This window comes from Pseudomonas sp. S5F11 (assembly GCF_019641515.1).
In the GTDB taxonomy this organism is placed as follows: Bacteria; Pseudomonadota; Gammaproteobacteria; order Pseudomonadales; family Pseudomonadaceae; genus Aquipseudomonas; species Aquipseudomonas rhodesiae.
Window position 1 is genome coordinate 1,221,711 of record NZ_JAIFJZ010000001.1, and the last position, 24,282, is coordinate 1,245,992.

10 protein-coding genes are annotated in these 24,282 nt (G+C 65.7%); all 10 read right to left on the bottom strand.

The window, feature by feature from the left end:
• Positions 1-2: 2 nt before the first annotated feature.
• Entirely contained in the window at positions 3-1,586 is a 1,584-nt protein-coding gene (locus K1567_RS05235) for a ShlB/FhaC/HecB family hemolysin secretion/activation protein (protein WP_034096923.1), read from the bottom strand.
• A 59-nt stretch (positions 1,587-1,645) separates the two neighbouring features.
• Entirely contained in the window at positions 1,646-2,239 is a 594-nt protein-coding gene (locus K1567_RS05240; RefSeq protein WP_034096922.1) for a transposase, read from the bottom strand.
• A gap of 241 nt (positions 2,240-2,480) precedes the next feature.
• Positions 2,481-15,047, bottom strand: a complete 12,567-nt coding sequence (locus K1567_RS05245) for a filamentous hemagglutinin family protein (protein WP_220698219.1) — start codon at positions 15,045-15,047, stop codon at positions 2,481-2,483.
• Between the two features lie 183 nt (positions 15,048-15,230).
• Positions 15,231-16,412: a substrate-binding domain-containing protein gene (locus K1567_RS05250; protein WP_220698220.1), complete on the bottom strand. Its 1,182-nt coding sequence runs from the start codon at positions 16,410-16,412 to the stop codon at positions 15,231-15,233.
• Between the two features lie 345 nt (positions 16,413-16,757).
• Complete coding sequence (gspF, locus tag K1567_RS05255) at positions 16,758-17,963, bottom strand: type II secretion system inner membrane protein GspF (RefSeq protein ID WP_169868762.1); 1,206 nt, start codon at positions 17,961-17,963, stop codon at positions 16,758-16,760.
• Complete coding sequence (gspE, locus tag K1567_RS05260) at positions 17,960-19,381, bottom strand: type II secretion system ATPase GspE (protein WP_034096918.1); 1,422 nt, start codon at positions 19,379-19,381, stop codon at positions 17,960-17,962. Before gspE ends, gspF begins: the two co-directional genes overlap by 4 nt.
• A 139-nt stretch (positions 19,382-19,520) precedes the next feature.
• Positions 19,521-21,839, bottom strand: a complete 2,319-nt coding sequence (gspD, locus tag K1567_RS05265) for a type II secretion system secretin GspD (protein ID WP_220698221.1) — start codon at positions 21,837-21,839, stop codon at positions 19,521-19,523.
• On the bottom strand, positions 21,836-22,348 hold the full coding sequence (gspM, locus tag K1567_RS05270; protein ID WP_169868764.1) for a type II secretion system protein GspM: 513 nt from the start codon (positions 22,346-22,348) through the stop codon (positions 21,836-21,838). The genes gspD and gspM overlap by 4 nt, the downstream gene beginning before the upstream one ends.
• A complete protein-coding gene (gspL, locus tag K1567_RS05275) occupies positions 22,341-23,405 on the bottom strand; it encodes a type II secretion system protein GspL (protein WP_220698222.1) in 1,065 nt (354 codons plus the stop codon). Before gspL ends, gspM begins: the two co-directional genes overlap by 8 nt.
• Complete coding sequence (gene gspK / locus K1567_RS05280; RefSeq protein WP_156796369.1) at positions 23,402-24,280, bottom strand: type II secretion system minor pseudopilin GspK; 879 nt, start codon at positions 24,278-24,280, stop codon at positions 23,402-23,404. Before gspK ends, gspL begins: the two co-directional genes overlap by 4 nt.
• Between the last annotated feature and the right edge of the window lie 2 nt (positions 24,281-24,282).

Consider the following 24,282-nt stretch of genomic DNA (forward strand, 5'->3'; position numbering starts at 1 on the left):
AGTCAGAAAGTCGCCTGCACACTGAAGTGCAGCCGCGAGTCCTGTTTCTGGGTGTTCGGTCCATCGAGCAGCGGGTAGCCCCAATCCAGGCTGCCGGACAACCATTTGCTCAAACTGGCGCGGGTGCCCAGGCCGACGCTGGCCAGGCTGTATTCGTCTTCTTGCTCGGGCAGCGGGTCGTGCAGACGCAGGCGCGCGCCCTCGGCGAAGGCGTAAAAGCGCCACTCCTGCACATAACTGCCGAGGAACTTGGCCAGGGACGGCGTGCGCAGTTCCTGGGAGAGCAAATACCCCTCGTCCCCGGTGCGCTCGGCCGCCAGATAGCCACGCACTGACGTGGCGCCCCCGGCCGAGTACTGCTCGTTGGACACCAGCGGCCCCGAGGCCAGCTGGAAGCCGGCCTTGGACGCCGATTGCCAGTCGTTGGCGAAGGTGTAGGTGTAATTCAGGTCGCCCTTGAGCACGGCAAAACTGGCGCTGGCCTTGTAGCGCTTGTACGCAAATGCGTCGTCGTCGCTGCCGTAGCCAAAGAACGCACGGGTGCCGACCACCAGGTTCAGGCCCAGGCCCAGTTGGGACTGTTCGGTGTAGCGATAGCCGTTGTAGCCCAGGGTCAACGGCGCGTACTTGAGCGGCACCTGATCGCCGCTGGCGCCGAAGTTGAGCTGCTCGTCGAAGTCCTTGAAATCCACGCCGAGGGAGAACGAGTTGGCCCAGTTGTCGGCGGCCGGCAGGTTGTAGATCGCCGACACTCCGTACGAATGCCCCTTGCCCAGCACGTTGCTGCCGCCGATGGTGGCGATGTTGCTGTCGGACTGATAACCGGAGAACTGCAAGGTCCAGCGCTCATCCAGCGGCGCGCTGTAGGTGGCCGACCAGACCTTGGCGTTCTCGGTGTCCTGGGGCGCCGTGAAGTAGGTCAGGGAAATGCTGTGGCCCAATTGCCAGAGGTTGTCGTAGCCCAGGGTGGCGACCGAACGCAGCTTCTCGGTGTCGGCGCTGTAGTCGTTGTTCAGCCCCAGGCTGGCGTGCCAGGGGTTCTGGTCTTCCACTTGCAGGTCCACGTCCATGGTGCCGGGCCGCTGACCTTCGCGCACCAGCGGCGTAACCTGGCGCCCCGTGCCGCGATTGAGGCCGGCCAGTTGGGTTTGCACGCTGGCGAAGTCCGGCACGGCGCCCTCCTCCAGGGCCGGCACCTGCTCACGGATCTCCACCGGCGAGTAATGCTTGGCGCCCACCACGCGCACCCGGCCGACCTTGGTTTCGCTGACCTGCAAATAGACGATACCGTCGTCGACCTTCTGCTCCGGCAGCTCGACGAACACCGACTGGTAACCGCGCGCCTGATAGATCTTCTGCAACGCATCGCGGGCGCCTTCGATATCGTCCAGGGTCTTTTGCGGGCCCAGGAACGGGTACACCGCTTCCTCGATGGTCGCCGCGTCGAGCACGGTATTGCCGCGCACGAAGTACTCGTTGACGTCCACCCGGCGTACCGGGGCGTCGCCCTCGGCCAGCGCCGGTTGAACCGCACTCCACAGCACCAGGCCGCACAGCGCCAGCGTTGATTTGAACAGATGCTCCACACCGCCCCCTGAACTAGTTATGTTGTGCGTCGCCGCGCTATGCACTGCGTCTGGCCGGTTCAATGGCTGGCGATCGCAGGGTTGCCATGCCGTGCCAGCCAGGTGTGCAACAGGGCGAAGTTCAAGGAGAACTCCGGCATGTGCAGCAAGGCGCCACAGAACACTTCACCGATGATTTTCTGAATCAGTTGCACCGCGCGCGGGTTGCTCAGCAGCGTGGCGATGTCGCGGGTCAACACCTGGATGCTCCAGACCTTCTGGTTCAACCCCAGGCCGACGAACCAGCGGAACAACAGGTTGTAATTGAGTTGTTCATGCAGTTGCTGCTCGCTGGGCACCGAATACAGCAATTGCAGCAACAGGATCTGCAGCACGGTCTGCGGCGCGATCGTCATCGACGGCTCGGCCGCCAGCCAGTCGCGGTGCTGGTCGAGCGCCTCGTCGATCTGCGGGCGCAGCAGCACCAGGGAATGACCGGCGGGGATATAGCTGGAGACCTCTTTTAACGCGCCCTGCCAATCTTCCTGGGACACGATCCACACCCAGGGCGCACCGTAGCGATAGACCGACACCGGCTTCTTGCGCGCCGCTTCGACGATCTTCGACAGGCGCTGATCAAGCTCCTGCATGCCCACTTTCGAATAACGTTCCATAGTTCCCATTGCCCCACTCCTGGCCTGCCGCATGCGCGTGATGAGCACCTTGTGGATGCTGTCGAGCGCGTTACACAGGAGAGACGGGAGTGGCCATGGGCTACCGAACTTTTGTCATGAAAGCTTCATTTGGGATTGGGTCGGGGGCATTTACGCGCTGATCACCCAGGGCTGCGCGCAAAAAAAAAAACGGGGCGATCATAGATCGCCCCCAAGGTCCATCGAGAGGTTCCGGCGCCCGTTAAAGGCTGATCTGTCTGCGCTCCTCGTCGGTCAACCGCGCACGCGCCTGTTCGCTCAGCGGCCCGGCGCCCAGCACCTGCACAGGGCTGTCGGGGTTGTAGGCCGAGGTTTTCTGCTGCTCCTGCGGCTCACGCGGCACCGGCTCGGAGCCAAAGCTCAACACCTCCACGGTGACGATCGACGCCCGGCTCTGCCTGGCCGCCGCCTGCTGGCTGCGGGCCGCGTCTTCCGCAGCCTGGGAGGCGGCCGCCCCGGCGGCGCTGGCCGAACTCAGGGCGCCGGTATTGACCGTGGCCGTCACCGGCACGCCGCTGGATTTGCCCTGGGTCTGGATATTCGTCGCGTTCACCACTCGCAAGGCGGCGATGTTGACGTTGCCGGACACACGAATGCCCGCCTCGCCCGCATCGATAGTGCCCAGCGGCGCGATCAGGTCGATATCCCCCGCCGGCACTTCCGGGATCGGGTTCAGGGTGGCGATCCCCGCCCCGGTGCTCGGTACCGAGGGCGACAGGCCGACGTTGCCCCAGTTGTCATAGACACGCTTGGGCGGTGTGTACACCACGGTGGTCTTGGAGCCACGGCCGGCGTTGATATCGCCCTGGGCGGTCCAGCCTAGGATCGAGCCGCCGAAGGTGGTCATGATGCGGCTTTGCCCCAGGAGAATGCTGCCCATCGAGTACAGCTGGATATCCCCCGCGCCTTGGGTGATCACACCCGCCGTCGACGGTGGCGCCGCGCCTTCGATACCGAAGGTCTGGCTACCGCCCGGAGTGAGCATCTGAATCGCTCCGCCAGCGTTGGTGTGCACACCCGAGCCGTTGAACAGGGTGATATCGCCCTGATACGTGATCGGGTTGCCGGCCACGTCCTTGGTCGGGAACAGCGCTGCAATCGCTGCGCGACCTCGCACGTAACTGCCCTGGCGCACGCCGCCGGCCTGGGTGTATTCGCGACCGGCGGCCTTGAGCTCGGCGAAATACACATCGCGGGCAAACACCCGTTGCTGCTCGGCGGGCAACGCAGCGTAGTAGGCGCGAGCCTGGACGGTGTCGCCGACAAAGCCGAAGCGCTCGGCGAGCCAACTGACCAATTCATCGTCGTAGGTCTTGGCCACTTTGCCGCTCTGCAAGGATTCACCGGCCTGCGCCTGATTGAGCGGGTTCAGGTAAGCCTCGACGAACCGACTGTAATCCGGCCCGCTGGCGCCCACACCGGCCTGCATAACGATGCTCGCGCCGGGGCGGTTGTCGCCCGGCAACACCGCGCCGAGGCTGGTCACGCTGTGCTCGCCGCCGACACCGGTAAGCAGGATATTGCGCCCGGCCGAGACTTCCAGCAGGCCAGGGCCGGCCACTTGGAAGCTGCTGTAGAGAATGTCGCGCCCGGCGGACACGATGGAGATGTCCTGGGTCGCGTCGTGCATAAACAGGTTATTGCTCGAACGGCCAAACATCATGTCATCGCCGAACGCGCGCCCGCTGCTGACGATATCCCGCCCGGCCAGCATGCGGACCGGGCCGCTGCCTTCGTACCAGGTCTGACCTTCATGCAAGCTGCCAGGGGAGGTGTCGAACCGAATGATCCGGCCACTGCTGACGCCCACCAGGTCGCCGTCCATGGCATAAAACCGCGCGGGCTCGCCACGCCCGCCGGTGGATGCGGACGTGGTGCCGGGCCCGAACGCAAATAGCGCGCGGGCATCCAGGTTGCCGCTGGCCGACAGGTTGCTCGCCACCACCTGGGTGCCGAGCATGCCCTGGAAGGCCGGATTCCACGGCGTCGCCATGGCACTGCTGGCAGTGCCGGAGCGGCTGACGGTCATGCCGCCGGCGTAGATCGAATCCTGGGCGAGGAACTGCAACTGGCCATTGTCGGCGGGCGCCAACAGCAAGGGGAACATGTAGGTGTTATCGCCGTTGGCCTGGGCCTCGGCCGCTTTACCGTAATACAGGCTGCCGCCGGCGGCGGTGGCCCTGAGGATCGAGGGATACACCACCGCCAAGTCGGGGAGCGCGTCGATGCGGCTGAAGGGCGTGAGGTTGCCGCCCAGGGAAAACAGGTCGATGGCGGTGTCTCGGGTCCACAGCGTAAACCAGCTGGAACCGCCACCAAGTGAGGCGCCTTGGGCAAACGGCGACACATGGGAGAGCACCACCCGGCCTGGGTCTTCGACGTTCTGCACCACCAGGTCGCCCAGGGTCTGCAGGTTGAACGTGGCATCACCGGGGACCAGGGTCATGCCGCCACGGGCAACGCCACGGGTCGCGACCTGCGGGTCGAACGCGCGGGTTTCACCCGGGCTTTGGCTGCGCGCCGTGCTGCCGTACAGCAGGTCGACACTGCCCATGGTCGCGCTGCGCAACTGCACGTCGCCGCGCAGGTTGACCAGCACGCCGTCACGGTGGTCCGTGGTGGCGGCCACGCTGGCGGGGTTCAGCGCGCCGCCGATGCGGACACGCAAATCGCCGCCACCGGTCAGCTGCTGGCTGCCATCGGCGGCGATCCGTCCGGTACTGCCGACGGCCAGAACCAAGCCCTGGCTATGGGGGTTCACCTCGGGGCGATACACGCTGTAGCCCAAGGTATCCAGCACCCCGGCGTTGCCGCTCACATTGACGTCCAGGTTGCCGCCGCCCAGGGTGCCGAAGCCGGTGAAACCGAGCAGTTTGTCCGCCGCCGCGGTTGCGGTGTAACTGCCGAAGTTGATCCACCAGGCCGTCGGTTGCGCCGGCCCGCCCGTCGCCACGGCACCGCTGCCCTGGCGCCATAGCCAGTTGCCGACGGCCGCCGAGTCGACCCCGACATCCTTGGGGTTGGGGCGCACGCTGCTGGCTACGCTGCTGGTGATATGCCCGGTCAGGTCACCACCGACATTCAGGGTCAGATTGCCGCCGGCTTCCGGGTACCAGGCGCGGTACAGACTGGTGGACGAGCCGTTGACGAACTGTTCGAAGAAGCTGCCGGCGTCGTTCAGCACCGTACTGGTCAACGGATCGGCGCCCGCCCGTTTTGCCTTCGGCAGGTTGTAGGGGTCACCGGCGAAGGTGCCGGTCGATGAGGTGCCCGCGGTGTACACGCCGAACAACGAGTCCATCTGCAGGTTGCCCGCGCTCAACAGTTCAAGGTCGCCGCTGCCGGTGCGGATCACACTCCAGCGCGTACTCGACGGCGTGGCGCCGTATTCGGTCTTGCTCTGGGCCGCGCAGTAATCCGGCGCGACGGCGCACAGCTCGTCCACACCCGGCAACTGCAGGCTGGCCAGGAACTCCTCGGTGATCACCCCCCCTACCGGAACCACGATACTGGCCTGTTCCAACAATTCATCGGCCGCTTTCTGAGTCCACACGTAGGTCACTTTCATTGCGCAGTAGTCCGGCGAACTGGCACAGAAATCCTCGATCGAACCCTGGCCCATCGCGTCGAGCAACGATTGCTCGATGGGGTCACCTACCTTGACATCCACACCCGCGCCACTCAGTTCAGCCACCGCCAGGGCGGTCCAGGTCTGAATGCCCTTGCTCGGCAATTGCTTGGCGAACATCCCGTAGTGGTTGTCCGCCAAGTGCATATCGCCGCTGCGCGGATGGGCTTGCAGCAGACGGCTGTCCGCCGCCTCGGTATCGGCGCCCGCCACCAGGCGCAACGACCACGACTGGGTACCTTCGGCCAGCATCGGCGAAATCGCCCAGACCTGCCCGGCAGGGCCGGAAACCCCGACGCGCAGGGCGACCGAGGTCGCATTGTTGGGCAGTTTCACATCGGTCCCAGCCGGGATCAGTGCGCCCTTGGGCAAGGCTTTGCTGCCACTGAGCTGCACCGTGTTATTGGCCGGGTTCGCCTGGTGTATCGCCGGCAGCGGCACACCCTTGGGCCAGGTCATACCGTCCAGTCGGGTGCCTTGGGCCAACAGTGTGCCGGCGCCCAATTGGGTGCCGATCGCCAGGGTCTGCGCCTCCCGCAACAAGGTGCCCGCAGCGAGCAACAGGTTGCCGCCGGCATCGCGCACATCGGCCGAGACCACGCTACCCGCTGGCAATACCAGCTCCTGGCCCAGCGTCGCGGCCACCGGCAAGCGGGTGCCGGCGGCCATCGTCAGCGCTTTGATAGGCAGGTCGTAATTCAACGTACTGCCGGCCGGGAACGCCGTGCCATCGGCCAGGGTCACGCCGTTGCCCGGCACCACGATAGTGCCGCCGCTGAAGTCGACGCCCGGTAGCAGCACCCAGCCTTTGTCATCCTCGGACACCGGCGGTTTGGCGAAGCCATCGTTGAGGCTGCCGTAGATATTCAGGTCGCCGCCGGCGCGCAGGGTCAGGCTGCCGGATTCACCGGAGCCGTAGACCGCGTTGTCCTTGACGCTATGGGGGTTGAGGCTGGCATAGCGGTAGCCGGACAGGTCCAGGTCACCCTGCACCACCAGGTCGCCATCCTGGGTTTTACTGACGATTTCCACCCCTGGGCGCAGGTGCAAGGCATCGGCGTAGGTGGCGTTGTTCAGGCCGGCGAGTTTGTTATCCAGCAGGTTCTGATTGAGCAGCGCCGCATTGATAAAGGCTTCGCTCAGGGCGTGTTTCTGGTCCAGGTAGCCCTGGGTGATTTCCTGGTACGGCCTGCCGCTGGCGGTCGGGTCGGTTTTTTCCGGCGCATCGTCATAGCGCGCCATGCCGTTGAGGGTGATGGAACGCGCGCCTTGGATGGCTAACCGCCCGTGAGCGTCGATGGCCACGTCATTGCTGCTGCCATCCGGGTTGACCAGGCGCGGCGCATTCAGCTCCAGGGTGCCGCGCAGGCGCCCGTCGTTGCCGGTGGCGGCGGTGCCGTGGCGCAGGTCGATGCGCACGCCGTCGGCCAGGGTCAGTTGACCATCGCCGGACCCCAGCACCACCATGGCGCGGTTCGGCGCGTCGATGATCTTGCCGTAGCTGTCCACCCGCAACTTGCTGCCGTGGGCATCGAGCACGGCGCTGCCGTCCAGGGTCAGGCCGTGCTTGCCGGCCAGGTTGATACTGCCGATGCGCTCGCCGCTGGCATCCACCAGGCCAGTGACCCGCAGGCTGCCATTGTCCACCGACACACTGATGCTCCCGGCCTTGAGCCCATCGCCTATGGTCAGGTCGCCTTGTTTGAGTTGGAAACTGCGCGCGCCGAACATCTGGCCCTGGTTCAGGCGTTGGTTGAGGTCGGCGAACTGTTGGTCCAAGGCACCGCTGCTGCCCAGGCGCTGCGCCTGGATCTCCACGCTGCCCGCCGGTTGCGGCATCGAGGTGCCGCCGGCGTTGAAATAGCCACTGCTGCTGCCGAGGATCTTGCCTTGCAGATCGACGATACCGCCCGCCGCATCCGTGGCCACCGCGCGCAATTTGCCGGCCTGGTTATGCTGGGCCGACAGATCGATGGTCGAGCCCGCCGCCTGCAGGATATTGCCGCTGCGGCTGTCCAGCAGCACGTCGCCGCCCCAGCCGTATTGGGTCACGTCGTTGAAGCGCATCGCACGGCCGGCCACATCGATCAGGGCGTCGTCGGTCAGCACCAGATCACCCCGTGTACTGAGGCTGACTTTGCCGCTGGGCAATACCACCGCACTGGCCACGCGCAGGCTGTCGCCTTGCAGGGACAGTTGCGCGCCCTGGCCGTTGGCGTTGCCACGGGGGCCTGACGACGCACCGATGTCAATCGCACCGCCGGCCTTGATGCTGTTCACCGAACCGGCCTCACCGGTCATCAACGGCGTGCGAATGGTCAAGTTGCCACCGCTGTACTGGTAACCGCTGACCGGGTCATAGGCACCCTGGCGCTGGTACACCGACAGGCTGCCTTTGTGGTTGGCGGTAATGCGTTCGCTGGCGTTGAGGTTCACCGTGGCAAAGCCCAGGGCCAACCGGTCGAAGCTTTTCACGTTGCTCGGCTGACCGAAGGCGCCATACCCGAACTCAATGCGCTCGGCGTTGATATCCAGGCGCCCGCTGCCGGTGCCCGCACCGCCCGTTACCACTGCGCCCGGGGCCTGGGTGGCGCCCAGCCAGATCAGATTGGCGGTGTGCAGGGTCGCCACGTCGTTGGCGTCGCCGGCGCCGTACAGCGCCGGAGTGGACAGCATTAGGTTGCTCAGCAGCGATTTGCCGGTCAACGGGTCATAGGTGTCGAGGCTGGCGTTGCCATACAGGTTGAACCCGTCGCGCGCCGACAGTTGCAGGGTTTCCAAGGCCGGGGCGCCGAGTTGCGTGTCGCCGCGCAGTAGGCGGTCGAGCAGTGCCTGGTTCAAGGTCAAACCGGCCGGCAAGCGGTTGCCGGCGGCCGCCGCGGCCAGGGCTTCGACGCTGCCCAGGTTGATGGTGCTCACGCCCAGGTTGAGGTGACGGGTGCCATAGCGCACTTGGTCGCCCAGTTGGAACGTGCCGTCGGTCAGGGCCACGATACTGCCCTCGGAGTACAGCCCGGTCTGGCCGACGCAAGATTGGGCAGCGCAGGCGCCGACGTTGATCCCCTCGCTGATCACACCGCCAGGCCGCGAGGCGCTGACCACGTTGAGCAAGCCGTTGGACACCCCGAGCATATTGGCGACCTGATAAATAAACCCGTCGCGGGCATCGTAGCTGGCCTTGCCCCGGCCCAAGGTGTTGAGGGAGGCGCCCTGCTCTACCACGATGGCGCCGGTGTCGCTGACCAGGAACACTTCCGGCGCCGCCAGGGTGGCACCGGCCCGCACAGTGATGTTGCTGTTGGCGGCATTCACCCCGCTGGCCAGGCTGATGAAGTTACCCGACTGACCGTAATCCACCACCGTCATGCCGCCGATCATCAACCGTGCGGCACCGATAGCATTGAGGGTGTCGGCTCTGAGGCTAATGCCGCCGAAACCGGCGGTGGCAGACGTCTGCGGCGCCACCACCTCGATACCCAACCGGCTCTGGTCGAGCACCGCGACCGTACCGCCGTAGCCGCCGGTGGCGGCGTCAAAGCGCCCGATACCGTTGAATGAAAACCCATCGGCCCCCGCGCCGGGGCGCAAGGCCAACTTCAGGGTTTTAGCGTCGGCTTCCAGCAGAGGGCGCGGTACGCCCAACCGGGCGGCATCGGCCTTGGCGAACTGGGCGTAACTGGTTTCGTTGTATTGGGAATAGCGGCGCAGGGTGTCCGCCGAAGTCAGGATCAACGGGGTGGCGACGCTGTTGCGGATGCCTGTATGGGCAATCGACAACTGCCCGGAGGTGGCCCACGAGCCGTTGCGCATCAAGGTGGTCGCGTTGTCGCTGCCCAGCCCCGCCAGGCCATTGATCTCCACGCGATAAGCCCCCGGCATCAACGCGTAGGTGGACGGCATCAAGGTGTAGGTGCCGGCCGGCAAGCCCGGCACCCCGGCGCCGATGGTGACCTGCTGGCCCACCAACGGCGCCACGGCACCGCCCTCGGCCGCAACCGGCGCCGCACCCGGCTGCGCCCCCGGCACAATGGCGTAGACCGGGTTGGTGGACAGCCCCGGCAGCACGAACCCGGCACTGGCACCGAACTGCACCAGGGGGTTGTAGCGCGCATCCGTGGAGCCGCCGCGTCCGGAGATAAACCCGGCGCCCAGCAGCTCGCCACCGCCCGACAGATCGACGACCGCCCCCGACTGCACGGCCACCGACTGGCCGCCCAGAATCACGCCGACGCTCAGGTCGCTGTTGGTATTGACCAATCCGCCCTGCCCGAGAAAGGCCACAGTCTTGCCGTTATAGGTGTAGACCTGCCCGTCCAGGGTGCCGCCATAGGGCAGCACCAACCCCTTGCCGCTCACCGAAGTGACGCTGCCCGGCAGCAATTGCACCTGGCTGCTGCCCATGCTGCCGATATTGATCAAGCCCAGCGGCGCGCGCACTACGCCGCCTTGCTTGACGGTGGCGGCGCCCAGTTGCAGGCGCCCGAACGCTGAATACGGCAACGCAGCCTCCGTGCTGCCGACGCGGCCAAGGGTCAAGCTGCGCAGCGGATTAAAGTCCAGGCCCTGGGTAATGGTGCTGGATTCACCGAGGTAGCCGGCAATCACCCGGGCACTGACGTCCGTGGCGGGGTACACCTGCGCCGCGCGCAGGGTCATGTCGCCCTGGGTCAGCAACTGGGTGCTGACGCCGGTGATGATGTCGTTCACGGAAGTCCCCGCCAGAAAGCGCAAGTCGCCCTGGCTGGTCAGGTTGACCTGGTCGAAGCCACGGCGCTCAAGGCTGGCCTGGCTGGCGTCGGCGCGGTACAGACTGCTGCGGTTACCGAAGATCACATTGCCACGCACTTCGACCAACTGCCCCTCGGCGTTGAACTGCGCCTGAGTGGCACGCTGGGACGGCACCGGCAGCACCGGCACCGGACGCACGTAGAAATCCTTGCCGCTCTCGGGGGGCGGCAGATAGCCCGCCAGCAGCAGGTGCGGCGCCGACAGGTCGATGCGTGCCGTGGCGGCGGCGTTGTCGCTCAGGCCATAGCCACGGCTGTACAGACGCAGGCTCTGGCCCATATTCAGGCGGATGTCGCCGTCAAAGCTCAGCAAACCATTGCTCAGCAGCGCGAGGTTATCGAAGCCGCCGGCCTGGACTTGATCCACGCCCAGACGTGCGTGCCCATAGTCCAGGCTATCGGCCGCCGCTTCGGCCGTGCCAGCCAGAGCGCTCGGTGAATGCCCTTGGCCGAGCACCAGTTCACGCACCTTGAGCACCCGGTCAGCGACCCCGGTCTTGGTGTAATACGGACTTTCCAGCGCCAGGTTAAGACTGCCGCCCGCCGCGCCAGCGCCACCGGCCCTGGCCATCACGCTGCCCTCCAGGTACAGGCCGTTGTTGGAGGCCAGGCTGATGCTGCCGCCGTTACTGGCTACCGACACCGTGCCCTGCCCCGGCACTGTCAGCTCGGTTTGGGTGCCGGAGGCGTCCAGTCGTGCGCCGTCGCGGACCACCACGAACAGGTCGCTGGCCTTGGCCAGGCCGGTGTTCAGGTCCAGCGTGCCGCCCAGGCTGATGCTGCCGCCGTCACGCACCACGCCATAACGGCGCCCTTGGCTGTCCACCGCCGTGGCTGCCCGCGCTGCCACGTCGATCAGCGCGTGCTCGCCAACCCAGATCGAGCGGCCATGACCGGCCGCATTCACCGCTTCCGAAGTGGCTGCAGTCAGCCCCTCAAGGCTGACGCTGCCGCCCCAGGCATTGAGCGTGCCATCCATTGTCAACTGACCGACGCTGCGCAAGTTGATGGCCTGCCCAGGATCGACGTTGATCACCGCCCCCTGGCCCACGGTCAAGGCCGTGCTCGCCAGTTGCGCCGCCGTGGCAAACACATTGCCGGCGGTAAGGCTCAAACCGGCGCCGCGACGCTGGGTCAGCACGCCTTTGGCGGCATCTTCCTGATACAGCGGCGAGGTCCACTGCTCCAGGGCCGCCGTCGGTGCGCCGCCGGTCGCCACCGTGGACGCCTGCATGCCCAATCGATAGGTCGGCAGGCTGACATTCACTTGAGTGCCGTCGGTGACGATCAGCCCTTCGTTGCCGGTGTTGTCGTAGGCCGAGAAGCCCTTGTCGAAGAAGTCGCCGGCCAGGTGCAAGGTGTCCGGGTCCATCGCGCCGACACGGTTGCCGATCTGCACCGTGCGCGCCTGCAAGGCCAAGGTGCCGCCGCCATTGACGCCATAACCGCGCACGTCGCCATCCAGGGCCAGAGCGCCGAGAGCGCCCAGGGTCACGTTGCCGCCTTTGCCGCCGATCAACTTGCCGTCTACCCCCAGGGTGGCCCCGGAGGACACGTACACCCCACTGCCGGCCGCCAGGTTCAACTGGCTCGAACTGCGCAGCGAAACCTTGCCGCCGTTGATATACGCAAGGCCGCTGCCATTGCCGGGTTCCAGCAGCAGGTTATTCCAGCGCCCGCTGGTGTCGAGTTTGACGCTTGCGCCCAGCGTGACCTGCGCGCCACCGGCCAGGGCGGTGTCCTCGACCACGCCGGCCTTGAACGGGTTGACCTGGCTGAGAATGTTGCCGGCGTTAAGGCTGCCGCCGTGGGCCGTGAGGTTGGCATTGATGTCGACGCGCGGCCCGAACAGGGTGATATCGCCGCCGTCGGCCACGCGCAGCGCGCCATTGACGCTGACCTGCTGGCGAGCCGCGACCTTGATGGCGCCCAACGGCGCGGCATTGAGCAGGTCGCTGTCGAGCACGATCTTGCCCTGGCGGTCGGCCGGCAATGCATTGGCAAGGTCCAGGTCATCGGCAATCGCTTGCGTGTCGTTTTCGAGCGTCACCTGATCGGCGTTCCCCCCCAAGGCGTAGCGCAAGGTGCCGTTGGCTTTGTTGTAGAACGGCGTGTACTGGCCCACGATCAACTGCGCGAGCTGGGCCATGGCCTTCTGGGATTGCTGGTAACCGTCCAGGTTGGGCATGGGTGCCTGAGTCTGGCGATCGCCTTGGAACACATCGCTGATCAGGCGGCCTTCCAGTACCGCGCTGGAGGTGCCGACCACCAGTTTGCCGGCGTCCCGGCCCACGGTGTACCCGGCCTCATTGCGGCCTTGGGGGGCGATCAGCGGGTTGTAGTAATACTCGGTCTGGCCCCAGCGCACGCTAGTGTCTTCGTAACCCTTGTAGATACCGGAATAGAGAATGTCGCCGGGCGCTTTGGACAGCTCGTACAAACGGCGATTCGGCCCTTTGAGCCAGGTTTGGCGGATATAGCCGCCTTGCACGTCCACGGTGCCGCCCGACAGATTGATCTGCGCGCCCTGTTGGGTCACCGCTTCCTTGCCGGTAAAGGTCACGGTGCCGCCCTGGGCCATCCATTCACCCACCGAATGGCCCTGGGTGCCGAGGTAACCGCCGACTTCCAGCAGGCCACCGGCGGTGTACCAGCGGTCGGTGGCGTAGCCGTTGGTGCCGGCGGGCACAAACACCAGGTCGCGAAGGTCGACCCACACATCGCTGTTGATCAGTTGGCCGTTGTCGCGGTTGACCGACGCATCGCGCTGCTCGTTACCCTGCACGTTGATCTTGATGTTGTTGGCTTCCATCGCCACCTTGACGCCGACGGCCCCCGATACATCGATCATCGCCCCGTCGCGCACCAGGCTGCGCTGGCCGGCACTGACGGCCACCTGGCCGCCGGTGGCGAGGGTGATCGAGCCCTTGCGGAAATCCACAGTGCCGCCGCTGACGATCTCGATCCGTGACTGGTCCGTGCGGTCGACTACCGCGCTGAGGTGGTTGAACGCGCCGCCGATCAAATTGGCGGGGCTGCCGTCGAGTTTGATCAGGCCATTGTCTTTCTGACTGTTGAGTGCGGTGCTGCCACTGGCGTCCAGCAGGATCGCGGTGGTGCTGCCCTCCCCCAGGCTGACGCTGCCGCTGCTGTCGCTGGCCGCGTTGAGCAAGTGCACGGTGCCGCGGGTGTCCACCGAGGTGCTGGCCAGGGCCACGCCGTTCTGCTGCACCTGATGGCCGGTCAGGGTGACGTCGCCGGTGGACGCCATAATCAGGCCGCTGTTGGTCACCGCACCCGCCGTGCTGCCCGCCTTGAGGCTGGTGGCGACTTCATTGCCACGGGTGGTGGAACGCTCGTTACCCGCCGTGCCCACGCCTTTGCGGATGTAGAAACTGTCACCGGCCGCCAAGGTAGTCTGGCCCTTGGCGGTGATGATGGTGCCGGCGTTTTCCACGTCGCTGCCCAGCAGCAAGGCATAGCCGCCGGCGTCGGTGGAAGTGGCGGCGTTGTGGGTCTGGATCAATGCGCCGCGCTGCACCTGAACCTTGCCCGCCGCGTCGGTGAATGTCGGTTGGGTGCCATTGGTGTCGACATACAGGCCGCGCTGGGTGAATTGTTCATCGGTGATGTTCGCCGCCGCCGCTACCAGGTTGCGCACGTTGACCTGGCTGGTGCCGCTGAACACCACACCGTTACGGTTCATGATCATCACCGTCCCGGCGCCCTTGATCTGGCCCTGGATTTCGCTGGGGCGAGCCTGGGCGTCGTTGACACGGTTGAGTACTGCCCAGGTGGACTGCTGCTGGAAGTCCACCGTGGTGTTGCGCCCGACGTTGAAGGTTTCCCAATTGAGGATCGCCTTGTCGGCGGTCTGCTCGATGCTCACCGTGGTCTTGCCGCCGGCCTGGGTCTGGGTCGGCGCCTTGGCGTTGGTCCAGCCCTGGGTCAGGCTGTTGTCCACTTGCAGGCCGCCTTTGCCCAGGCCATCGGGAATCGTCGACACCTGGCCGAACGCCGCTTGCCGGCCGGCGGCCTGAGCGGCCTGCTGCGCCGCAATCGCCGCGACGCTGGTGTTCAGGGTGCTGATGGAACGCGCCAACTGCTGATTGACCCGCGCCTGCTGGTTCAAGGTCGGCACCGACGGCATTTGCCCGGCATTGATGCGCGCCGCCGTGGTCGCCTGGGTCGCCCCCTTGGCCGCGAACCAGGCCGGACTGAACGCCGTCGCCGCCGAGGCGTTGCCCGCCACCACCCATAAGGCGATGACCTGCGCCAGCGGCTTGAGACGCAACACAGTCTGGGCCCGTGAGCCCTGGGCATTCAGCTTAAGCGTGGGTTTGCAGCGGACCATCGGGACACTTCCTTCTTTGTTATCGCCAGGAGCAACACAGGCTCACGTATGAGGGTTAGGCGGTTGGCGAGGGGCCGGACTGAACTTCTGTCACGCAAAGTTCATATACGGCTGTTAGCGCAAAAAAAATCAGCAACGGCACGGGCCGTTGCTGATCGGTAAAGCGGTGCTGAACAGCGGGGGTTACAGCGGACGACCGATGGCGTTGCACACGCTGGTGTTGCCGATGCCTTGAGCGCTGGTGGCAGTGGCGAAGGTGTCACGCACGGCTTTTTTCCAGTTCGCTGGCAGCGGCACGAAGCGGTTGTTGTTGATGGCGGTGTCGTTGTTCACCAGGCTGCCGTAGTGGCGGTTGAAGAAGCCGCGCACTTGGGTGGTCTGGGTCGCATCGGCGTAGCACTGGCTGAAGATCAGGTTGGTGAAACCCAGGATCGGGTAGCCGCTGGAAGGGTAAGCGAAGGTGGCTGAGCCGCTGGCCGTGGCCGCGAAGACCGGTACCCAGTTGTCCTGGTTGGTCGCGTCGATGAACGAGCCGTCAGCCCGTGCTTCGGTGGGCGCAGGAATCTGGCCGATGGCGGTCGACACGTTGGCAGGCGCAGGGGAAACACCGGCGACTTTGGCGACTTTGGTGGCGTCATCCAGGCCGGCCAGGGTGGTCGCGGCGTAATCCGGGCTCATGTAGGTGATGCGACCTTCCACAGCGTTCAGCGCGTCCATCACGCCTTGGCTACCGGCGGCGGCGACAGCGGTCGACGGCAGGCCACCACCGTAGCTGGACGAGAACGTGGTGGTCACGGCGAACGGTTGAGCTTCGGCGCACTTGGCGTTCAGGAAGCGCGTGAACAGTTCAGTGGTGCCGCTGGACTCGCTGCGATACACCAGAGTGATCGGGCCGGTGCGGCCAGCGCCGGTGATCTGGCTCCAGTCGGTCAGGCGGCCGGAGAACACGCCGCACAGTTGGTTGACGCTCAAATCGACAGCGTTGGTGCCCGTTTTGTTGAATGGAATCGCCACCGACGTGGCCACCGACGGCACCTGGATCAATTTGCCCCAGGTCGGTTGCTTGTTGGTTTTGTAAGCCAGCAACTCAGCGGCGCTCAGCTTGGAATCGCTGCCGGCCCAGTGCACGTTCTTGTTAGTCACGCCGGCCACGAACTTGGTGTAGTCGTTGTTCAGGAACGCCGACTTGCCGTTGCCGCTGCCCACACCGATGTAGGGTGCGAAGCCGTTGGTGAGTACGCCAGCGGTCTGGTACAGCGGTTGTGGCAGCGTGGCGCCGCCGCCGTTGATGTCCGCCATGGCCGCCTGGGCCGAGCACAGTGCAGCGAGGGTCATGGATACCGCGAGAACGTTGCGCTTAAACATGAAGAATCTCCTTTCATCGTGTTTGTACGTTTGGGGTAGATGGCTCTTGCATGACGCCATGGCTTCGGACCCAGGCCGTGTTCCGGGGGTGGCGAAGGCGGAGGCCATGGGTAGGAAATTTCGCAGCATCCGATGACAGCTAAAGGAAAAAACCTCGGGAGAAAGCACTTGATTTTGAAAAAGATTCTCGGGTGTTTCGGTCATCGTTTTGAGCGGTTTGGGCGCCGCCGAGCGCAATGGTTTTCGCCACTGGCCGCAGGGCCATGCACGGGGTTGAAAGATGACGGAATGAGGAACCCGAGCTTGGCCCCGCGCCATCGGGAGCCAGGCAAAACCCGGCGCGTATCAGGTGACCAATTGGTTGATTTCGATGATCGGCAACAGCACCGCCATCACGATCACCAGCACCACCGCGCCCATCACCACGATCATCAGCGGCTCCAGCAGCGCGGTCATACCCATGGCGCGACGTTCGATATCCTTGGACAGGGTTTGCGCGGCGCGTTCGAGCATCGGCGGCAGCGACCCAGTTTTTTCGCCACTGGCGATCAGGTGGATCAGCACCGGCGGAAAGACTTTCTCCACCGCCAGCGCCGGCGCCAGGTTGACCCCTTCGCGCACCTTGGCCGTGGCGTCGCTCACGCATTGGCTCAGGCGCTCGTTGGACAGGGTTTGCCGCGCCGCTTCCAGGGCGCGCAGCAACGGCACGCCGGCACCGCCGAGGATGGCCAGGGTCGAGGCAAAGCGTGCTGTGTTCAAGCCCAGCACGAAGCGCCCGATCAGCGGCAAGCGCAGCACGCGGCTATGCCAGTTGAGGCGCGCCAGCGGATTGCGCAGGTATAGGCGCCAGCCCCAGAACGCACCGACCAGGCCGGTAAAGCACAACCAGCCCCAGGCGCGAATAAAGTCGCTGGCGTTGAGCATGGCCAGGGTCAGCCCCGGCAGGTCCTGGCGTGCCTGGGAGAACGCGCTGACCACCTGGGGCACCACGTAGCTGAGCAGGAAGATCACGATGCCGATGGACACCAGCCCCACCACGCCGGGGTAGATAAACGCGGTGAGGATCTTGCCCCGCAGGTTGTTGCGCTCTTCGATGTAGTCGGCCAGACGCTCCATGACCTGTGCCAGGTCGCCAGACTCCTCCCCCGCCGCGATCAGCGCGCGGTAAATCGACGGAAAATCCCGTGGCCGCGCAGCCAGGGCATCGGCCAGGCGCATGCCGCCGCGCACATCGGTGCGTACCGCACTGAGGGTCTGGGCGATGTGTTTTTTCTCGGCCTGATCCACCGTGGCGCTCAAGGCCGCTTCCAGGGGCAGGCTGGCACCGAGCAGGCTCGCCAGTTGCCGGGTGGCCCAGGCCAGGTCGTTGTCGGAGAGCTTGGCGGTGAACAGGCCGCCGCCTGTAGCTGCCGGGGTTTGCTCCTGCAACGCCAGCACGGTCAGGCCGCGACCGCGCAACAGGCTGAAGGCCGCGCTCTGGCTGTCGGCTTCGGTTTGCCCGGTCTCGATACGGCCGCTGGCGTCGGCGGCTTCATAGCGATAGCGATTCATCCGGCGTCCCGGGTCACGCGCAGGATTTCTTCCGGCGCGGTGGTGCCGCTGCGCACCCAGCGCTCGCCGTCTTCGCGCAGGCTGAACATGCCGGCGCGGCGTGCCGCCACTCGCAGGTCCTGTTCCCCGGCACCTTGATGGATCAGCCCGCGCACCGCATCGTCGACATAAAACAACTCATGGATCCCCGTGCGTCCGCTGTAGCCCACCTGATTGCACTGCGCACAACCCACCGGGCGCCAGGTGCCCGGCGCGGTCGGGTCCGGCTGCTTACAGTGCGGGCACAGCCGCCGCACCAAACGCTGGGCCAACACCCCCAGCAACGACGACGCCAACAGAAACGGTTCCACGCCCATGTCCACCAGGCGGTTGACCGCCGACACCGCGTCGTTGGTGTGCAGGGTGGCGAGCACCAGGTGCCCGGTCAGCGAGGCTTGCACGGCGATCTGCGCGGTTTCCAGGTCACGGATCTCACCGATCATGATGATGTCCGGGTCCTGGCGCAGGATTGCGCGCAGGGCCAGGGCGAAGGTCATGTCGATCTTGGCGTTGACCTGGATCTGGCTGATGCCCGGCAGGTCGTACTCCACCGGGTCTTCCACGGTGAGGATATTGCGTGTGCTGGCGTCCAACCGCGCCAGAGCGGCGTAGAGGCTGGTGGTTTTGCCGCTGCCGGTGGGGCCGGTCACCAACACGATGCCGTGGGGCTGGCGGATCAGCGTATCGAGGCGCGCCAGCAACTGCGGGTCCATGCCCAGGGTTTCCAGCTGCAAGCGCCCGGCCTGTTTGTCGAGCAGGCGCATCACCACGCGCTCGCCATGGCCGGTCGGCACCGTCGACACGCGGATATCAATCGGCCGCCCGGCCACGCGCAGGGCGATACGGCCGTCCTGGGGCAGGCGTTTTTCGGCGATGTCCAGCTGCGCCATGATCTTGATCCGCGACACCAACGCGCCGTGCAACGCCTTGCGCGGCGACACCACGTCGCGCAGGGTGCCGTCGACGCGGTAGCGCACCACCGAGTGGCTTTCATAGGGTTCGATATGAATATCGCTGGCCTCGTCCCGCGCAGCCTGGGTCAGCAAGGCGTTGATCATGCGGATCACCGGCGCGCCGTCCTGGGTGTCGAGCAGGTCGGTGATCTCGGGGATGGCCTGCATCAGGCGGTCGAGGTCGACTTCGTTTTCCGCCGCGCCCACCACAGCGGCGGCGCTGCCCGTGTCGGCGTAGGCCGTGGCGAGCAGGCCGTCCAGTTCGTCGTCGCGCACCTGCTCCACGGGCGACTCGCCGAACTGGCGGCGCGCTTCACTGATGGCCCAACCGGGTGTCGAGGGGCACACGGTGAGCAACATGCCGCTGTCGCCGTGGCGCAGCAGGATGCGTTGGGCCTTGGCCCAGGCGTAAGGGAGAAGGCTCACAAGGCATCTTCCTGACCGAGCACGGTGCAAATGTGGGAGCGGGCTTGCCCGCGATAGCGGTGGATCAGTTTGTACATCTGTGGCTGACACACCCTCAGCGGGGGCAAGCCCCCTCCCACATTTGGATCTTCATTTAAATTCATGGTCGTGCGCCCACCGGCACTGCGCGGATAGCAGCCCTCGGCCCCGGTTGCGCGCCCGGAATCGCCTTCTCCACCGCCGGCAACTGCGGCGCCTGCACGTCCGGCATGGCCCAACTGTGTTCCGGTTGCAATGCGCCCTGGGCGCGGCGCATGAAGTTGTAGCGGTTCACGGTGATGCTGCGCCCGGCGCCGCTGTCGCGGATGATGTAGGGCCGCAGGAACACCATCAGGTTGGTCTTGTTGACGCTGCGCTTTTGATTGCGGAACAGCGCCCCCAGCCCGGGGATATCCGACAGCCACGGCACCGCGTCGTTGCTTTGGCTGTAGCCGTCCTGCAACAGACCGCCGAGCACCATGATCTGCCCGTCATCCAAGAGGATGCTGGTGTCGATCGCGCGCTTGTTGGTCACCGCGCCGGCACTCACGGTTGCCCGCGCATCCAGGCTGCTGACCTCTTGATAGATATCCAGCTTCACCGTACCGCCTTCGGAAATCTGCGGGCGTACGTTGAGCTTGAGCCCGACCTCTTCGCGCGTGACGGTCTGGAACGGGTTGTTGCTGGTGCCTCCGCCGCCGGTCACATAGCTGCCGGTGACGAAGGGAATGGTCTGGCCGACGAAAATACTCGCGGCTTCGTTGTCCAGTGTCAGCAGGTTCGGCGTGGACAGCACATTGGTGCCGCCTTTGCTTTTCAACGCACGGGCCAGCACCTTGAGGTCCAGCACTTTGCCGATCCCCGGGATATCCACGGTGCCGTCCACCAGGCCGATATTCAGGCCCTTGGGCAGCACGTCGATAGTGGTTTTGCTGGCGGGGCTGCCATTGATGCCAGTGCCGCCCAGGTTAACCCCGCCAAACGCGCCGTTGCCCCCCAGATTGCCGGCCTGCCATTGCACGCCGAACTCGGTGGCGTCATCTTCCCCCACCTCGACGATCAGGCTTTCGATCACCACCTGGGCGCGGCGCTGATCGAGCATATCGATCACCTCGCGCAGGTTGCGGTACAGCGGGTCCGGCGCGGAGATCAGCAAGGTATTGGTGGTGGCGTCGGCCTGGATGGTCACCCCGCCGGCACTGAACGCGGTGTTTTGATCGCTGGCGGCGCTGGTGCCGCTGGTTGCGGTGGTGGCCGCGCCGGTTTGCCCATAGACGGGCTGCACGCTGCTGCCGGTGGGCGTGCCGCTGCCGGCCGGGGCTGCGCCGCCGGCTGTCGTGTTCAGGCTGTTGCCGCCCATGGCGCTGAGCTTGTTGCGCGCTTCATCACTGACCCCCGACTCACTTTCGCCGGTCAGCAACCCACGCAACGACTGCGCCAGTTTGCCGGCCTGGGCGTTGCGCAAATACACCACATGCATATTGCTGGGGTTGCTCTGGGCGTTGTCGAGTTTGTAGATCAGGTTGCGCGCCAGCTCGGTGCGCTCGGGGCTGCCGGCGCGGATGATGATGGAGTTGGAGCGCGGGTCGCCCACCACATTGATCTTCTGGGTGGGGTCCGCGCCCTGGGTCTCCAACAGTTCGGCTACCATGGCCGCGATGTCCACCGCGATGCCGTTCTGCACCTGTACCACATCGGTGTCGATGGCACTGGGGGTGTCGATACCGCTGATGATCTGCGCGACGCGCGCGAGGTTGTCGGCGTAATCGGTGATCACGATGCTGTTATTGCCGGGGTATGCGTTGATCGGGTTGTTTGGCGACACGATCGGGCGCAGCACCGGGATCAGGTTGACCGCGTTTTCATATTGCAGGCGAAAGGTGCGGGTCTGCATGCCGCTGCTGCCGGCGCTATAGATCGGCCCGCCGAGCAGCTTGGCATCCGCCTCCGGCACCACCTGGGCCACCCCACCCACGTCCACCACGCTGAAACCCTGCATGCGCAATGCCGCCAGCAGCATGTCGTAAGCCTGATGGGCCGGCACCTGGCCTTCGCTGACCAGGGTCAGGTTGCCTTTGACCCGAGGGTCCACCAGGAATTGCTGGCCGGTGGCACGGGATAACGCGCGCACCACCGCCTGGATATCGGCATCGACAAAGTTGAGCTGCACCGGCTGGTCCCCCAGCGGGTTGCGCACCTTCACGGTGGCCGGGGCCTGGCCACGGGCGCTGCTGGTCACCGCGTGTTTGACCGGGGGCCTGGCGGCCGGCTCGCGTTGGCGATCCAGCGCGGTTTCACCGCTACGGCGAGTGTCGGCCAAAGGCTGGCCGAGTTCGCTGTCCACCAGCAAGGGTTTCTGCGCCTCCTGGGAACTGCACGCACTGAGGGCCAGCAACAGCAGCGGCGCAACGGTGCGAAACGGGGGGACTGACCACTTCATGAAGCGTCCTTAGCGCCAAGCGCCTGATCCATGCGAACGGTCCCGGACACAGTGCCGGCCGAGTTGTCGACGGCATCCCCGGCACGTTGTAGACGCGCCTCGGACACCTCCAGAGAAAACGTGCGTACATTGCCCAGTAACCAGCCCAGCGCCGCGTCGGCCGGGGCATTGTCGAAGGTCAGGCGCCATGCGCCGGGGTCCAGAGTCTGCAATTGGTAATGGCCGTGCAGACCGGCGCCATCAAGGGCCTGGCGCAGCGCGTTGTCGTCGGCGACCTGGGGTGCGGCGACATCCTGCAGCAACACCTGCAGGGCTTCGGCCTGGGCACGCAGTTTGGGGGTTTCGGCCTGCCAGTAAGCAATTTTTTTCAAGGCCGGCTGCACCAGCACCAGCCAGGTCAACAGGCTGGCCAGCAGCAGCCCGGCACCGATCAGCAGGCGTTTTTCACGCTGGGCCAGACCGGCCCAGAACACCTGGGCCTGGCCGCGCACGCGCAGCCACTTATTCATCGCTGGCCTCGGCGTTCTCGACAGGTTGTGTGGGGCCGATGCTCCAGCCCTGCTCATCGCGCGTGGCGGCAAAGCCGGCCTGGGCCAACGCCGCTTGCCAATCCCCCGGCTGCGCCGGCTGACGACTGCCGACCAGCAGCGCCAAGTGCAGGCGGCCTTGCTCGAAGGTCAATTGCTCAACACTGCCGACCATAAACGGCAGCTGGTTGCCGACCAGTTGCAGCAAGGCGCTGAAACGTGGGCCGGTGTCCGTACCGCCCTGGCGCGCGGCCAATTGTTGTCGCGCCTGCTGCAAGGGGTTGAGCACCACCGGCAATTCGGGAAACGCTTGGCGCACTTGCTGGCTCATCTGCGCCTTGAGCCGTTGGCCCGCGTCCGCCTGGCGGGCAGCGTACAGGTTGAGGCCGAGGGTCCAGAGGGCGACAGCCAGCGCGACGCACGCCAGCGCCCTACCCCAGCCGGCGCCCGACGGTTGGCTTGGGCGCGCCTGCAAGCCCCAGCCGGGTAGCGCACCACTCCAGCGCTGCGCGGGCTCCAGCGGGGGCGTCGCCAGTGGCGGCAAGCCCAGCGGATGCACCGTCGCCAGGTGCAGGCTGTCGCGACTCAGGCCGTAGCCGTCCTCTAACGCTGCGCCGCCCACCGGCAAGGCATAGGGCGCCGGATACAGACCGCGCAGCTTCAATTGTGCCTGGCTCAACACTTGATCCAACCGCGCCAGCCCGGCCTTGGGCACCCAGCCCACCTGCACGCGCCCGTCGCTGCCCCGTGGGCCGTGAGCGACGTGCATCTGCTCCAGCGGCCCCAGCACCAGCGCCTGCGCCGCGCAGGTCACCGCTGCATGGGTTTTGCTCGGCGGCAGCGGCGGCAGATCCAGACAGGTCAGCAGGCTGTCACGCGGGTGCAGAAAACAATCCAAGGGCTGGCGAGTCTTGCCCAGTTCGGCCAGGCTGGCCTGCCCGTGGGCCACCACCGCGCCACGTTCAAGCCAGGCGAAGGTCACCGGGCTGTCGACACTCAGTTGGTCGAGGGGCGGCAAGCCGATACGCAGACGCTTCATGCCCCCACCCGCGACCAGATCACCTGGGGCTGGCGATTTTCCGGGCGGTGCAACAAGGCGTCGAGGGTTACCCGGCGCTGTTCGCGGCGGGTCTGGCCTTGCAGGCGAAACCACTCACTGGTGATGCCCACCAGCACCGACTCCACCGCCACCTGGGGCAAGTGCAGGCGGTTGACGAAATCGCCACGGTTGATAAACCAGCGCCCGCCGTCCCGTTCGGCCACCAGCGCCTGGGCTTGGCTCAGGCTCAAGCCCGGTACCACCGCACTGAGCACTTCGGCGCGGGCGGTGTTGCCGTTGACCCAGGTGACCCCGGGCAACACGCTGATAAAACCCTGCATGCGCTGCAACAGCAGCGGGTCGAGCCCTTCCACACCGCTCAGGTCGTCAAGGCTGCGCAGCATCGGGTACCTGGCCGGTTGCTCGGTTTGGTCATACGAAGCGATCACCCGCTGACTGATGCGGCGACTCAACGCCCCGTCGACGCCGATCAAGCCGCACAACCGTTCGAAGTTCTGCACCTGCTCGGCATCCGGCCGCCCCCGGTTGACCAGATTGCGCAGGTTGAACTTGCCCTGCTCGTCTTCCAGGCGCCCTTCAAATAGGCCTTTTTGAGCACGCGCCCACGGTTGGTCGAGACGGGTCAGCACGTCCTTCTGACGCGCCTCCCATAGCCGCTGCCGACTGTCCTCCAATGCACCGAGCAATAGCCACTGGCCCTGGATACGCAATTGTTCGGCCTCCAGGCTGCGGGTGAACACGCGCTGGCGCGTCAGCAGGCCGGCGGCAATCACCGCCACCACCGCCGCGATCAGCAAGGCGCTGATAATCGCCATGCCGCGCTGCTTCGCCGTCATGGGCGAATGCCTTTTCATGG

What these genes read in the sequence shown, in the direction of transcription:
- gspD (WP_220698221.1), bottom strand. Translation starts at nt 21,839, where the DNA reads ATGAAGTGGTCAGTCCCCCCGTTTCGCACCGTTGCGCCGCTGCTGTTG.
- K1567_RS05240 (WP_034096922.1), bottom strand. Translation starts at nt 2,239, where the DNA reads ATGGAACGTTATTCGAAAGTGGGCATGCAGGAGCTTGATCAGCGCCTG.
- K1567_RS05245 (WP_220698219.1), bottom strand. Translation starts at nt 15,047, where the DNA reads ATGGTCCGCTGCAAACCCACGCTTAAGCTGAATGCCCAGGGCTCACGG.
- gspM (WP_169868764.1), bottom strand. Translation starts at nt 22,348, where the DNA reads ATGAATAAGTGGCTGCGCGTGCGCGGCCAGGCCCAGGTGTTCTGGGCC.
- K1567_RS05250 (WP_220698220.1), bottom strand. Translation starts at nt 16,412, where the DNA reads ATGTTTAAGCGCAACGTTCTCGCGGTATCCATGACCCTCGCTGCACTG.
- gspK (WP_156796369.1), bottom strand. Translation starts at nt 24,280, where the DNA reads ATGAAAAGGCATTCGCCCATGACGGCGAAGCAGCGCGGCATGGCGATT.
- gspL (WP_220698222.1), bottom strand. Translation starts at nt 23,405, where the DNA reads ATGAAGCGTCTGCGTATCGGCTTGCCGCCCCTCGACCAACTGAGTGTC.
- gspF (WP_169868762.1), bottom strand. Translation starts at nt 17,963, where the DNA reads ATGAATCGCTATCGCTATGAAGCCGCCGACGCCAGCGGCCGTATCGAG.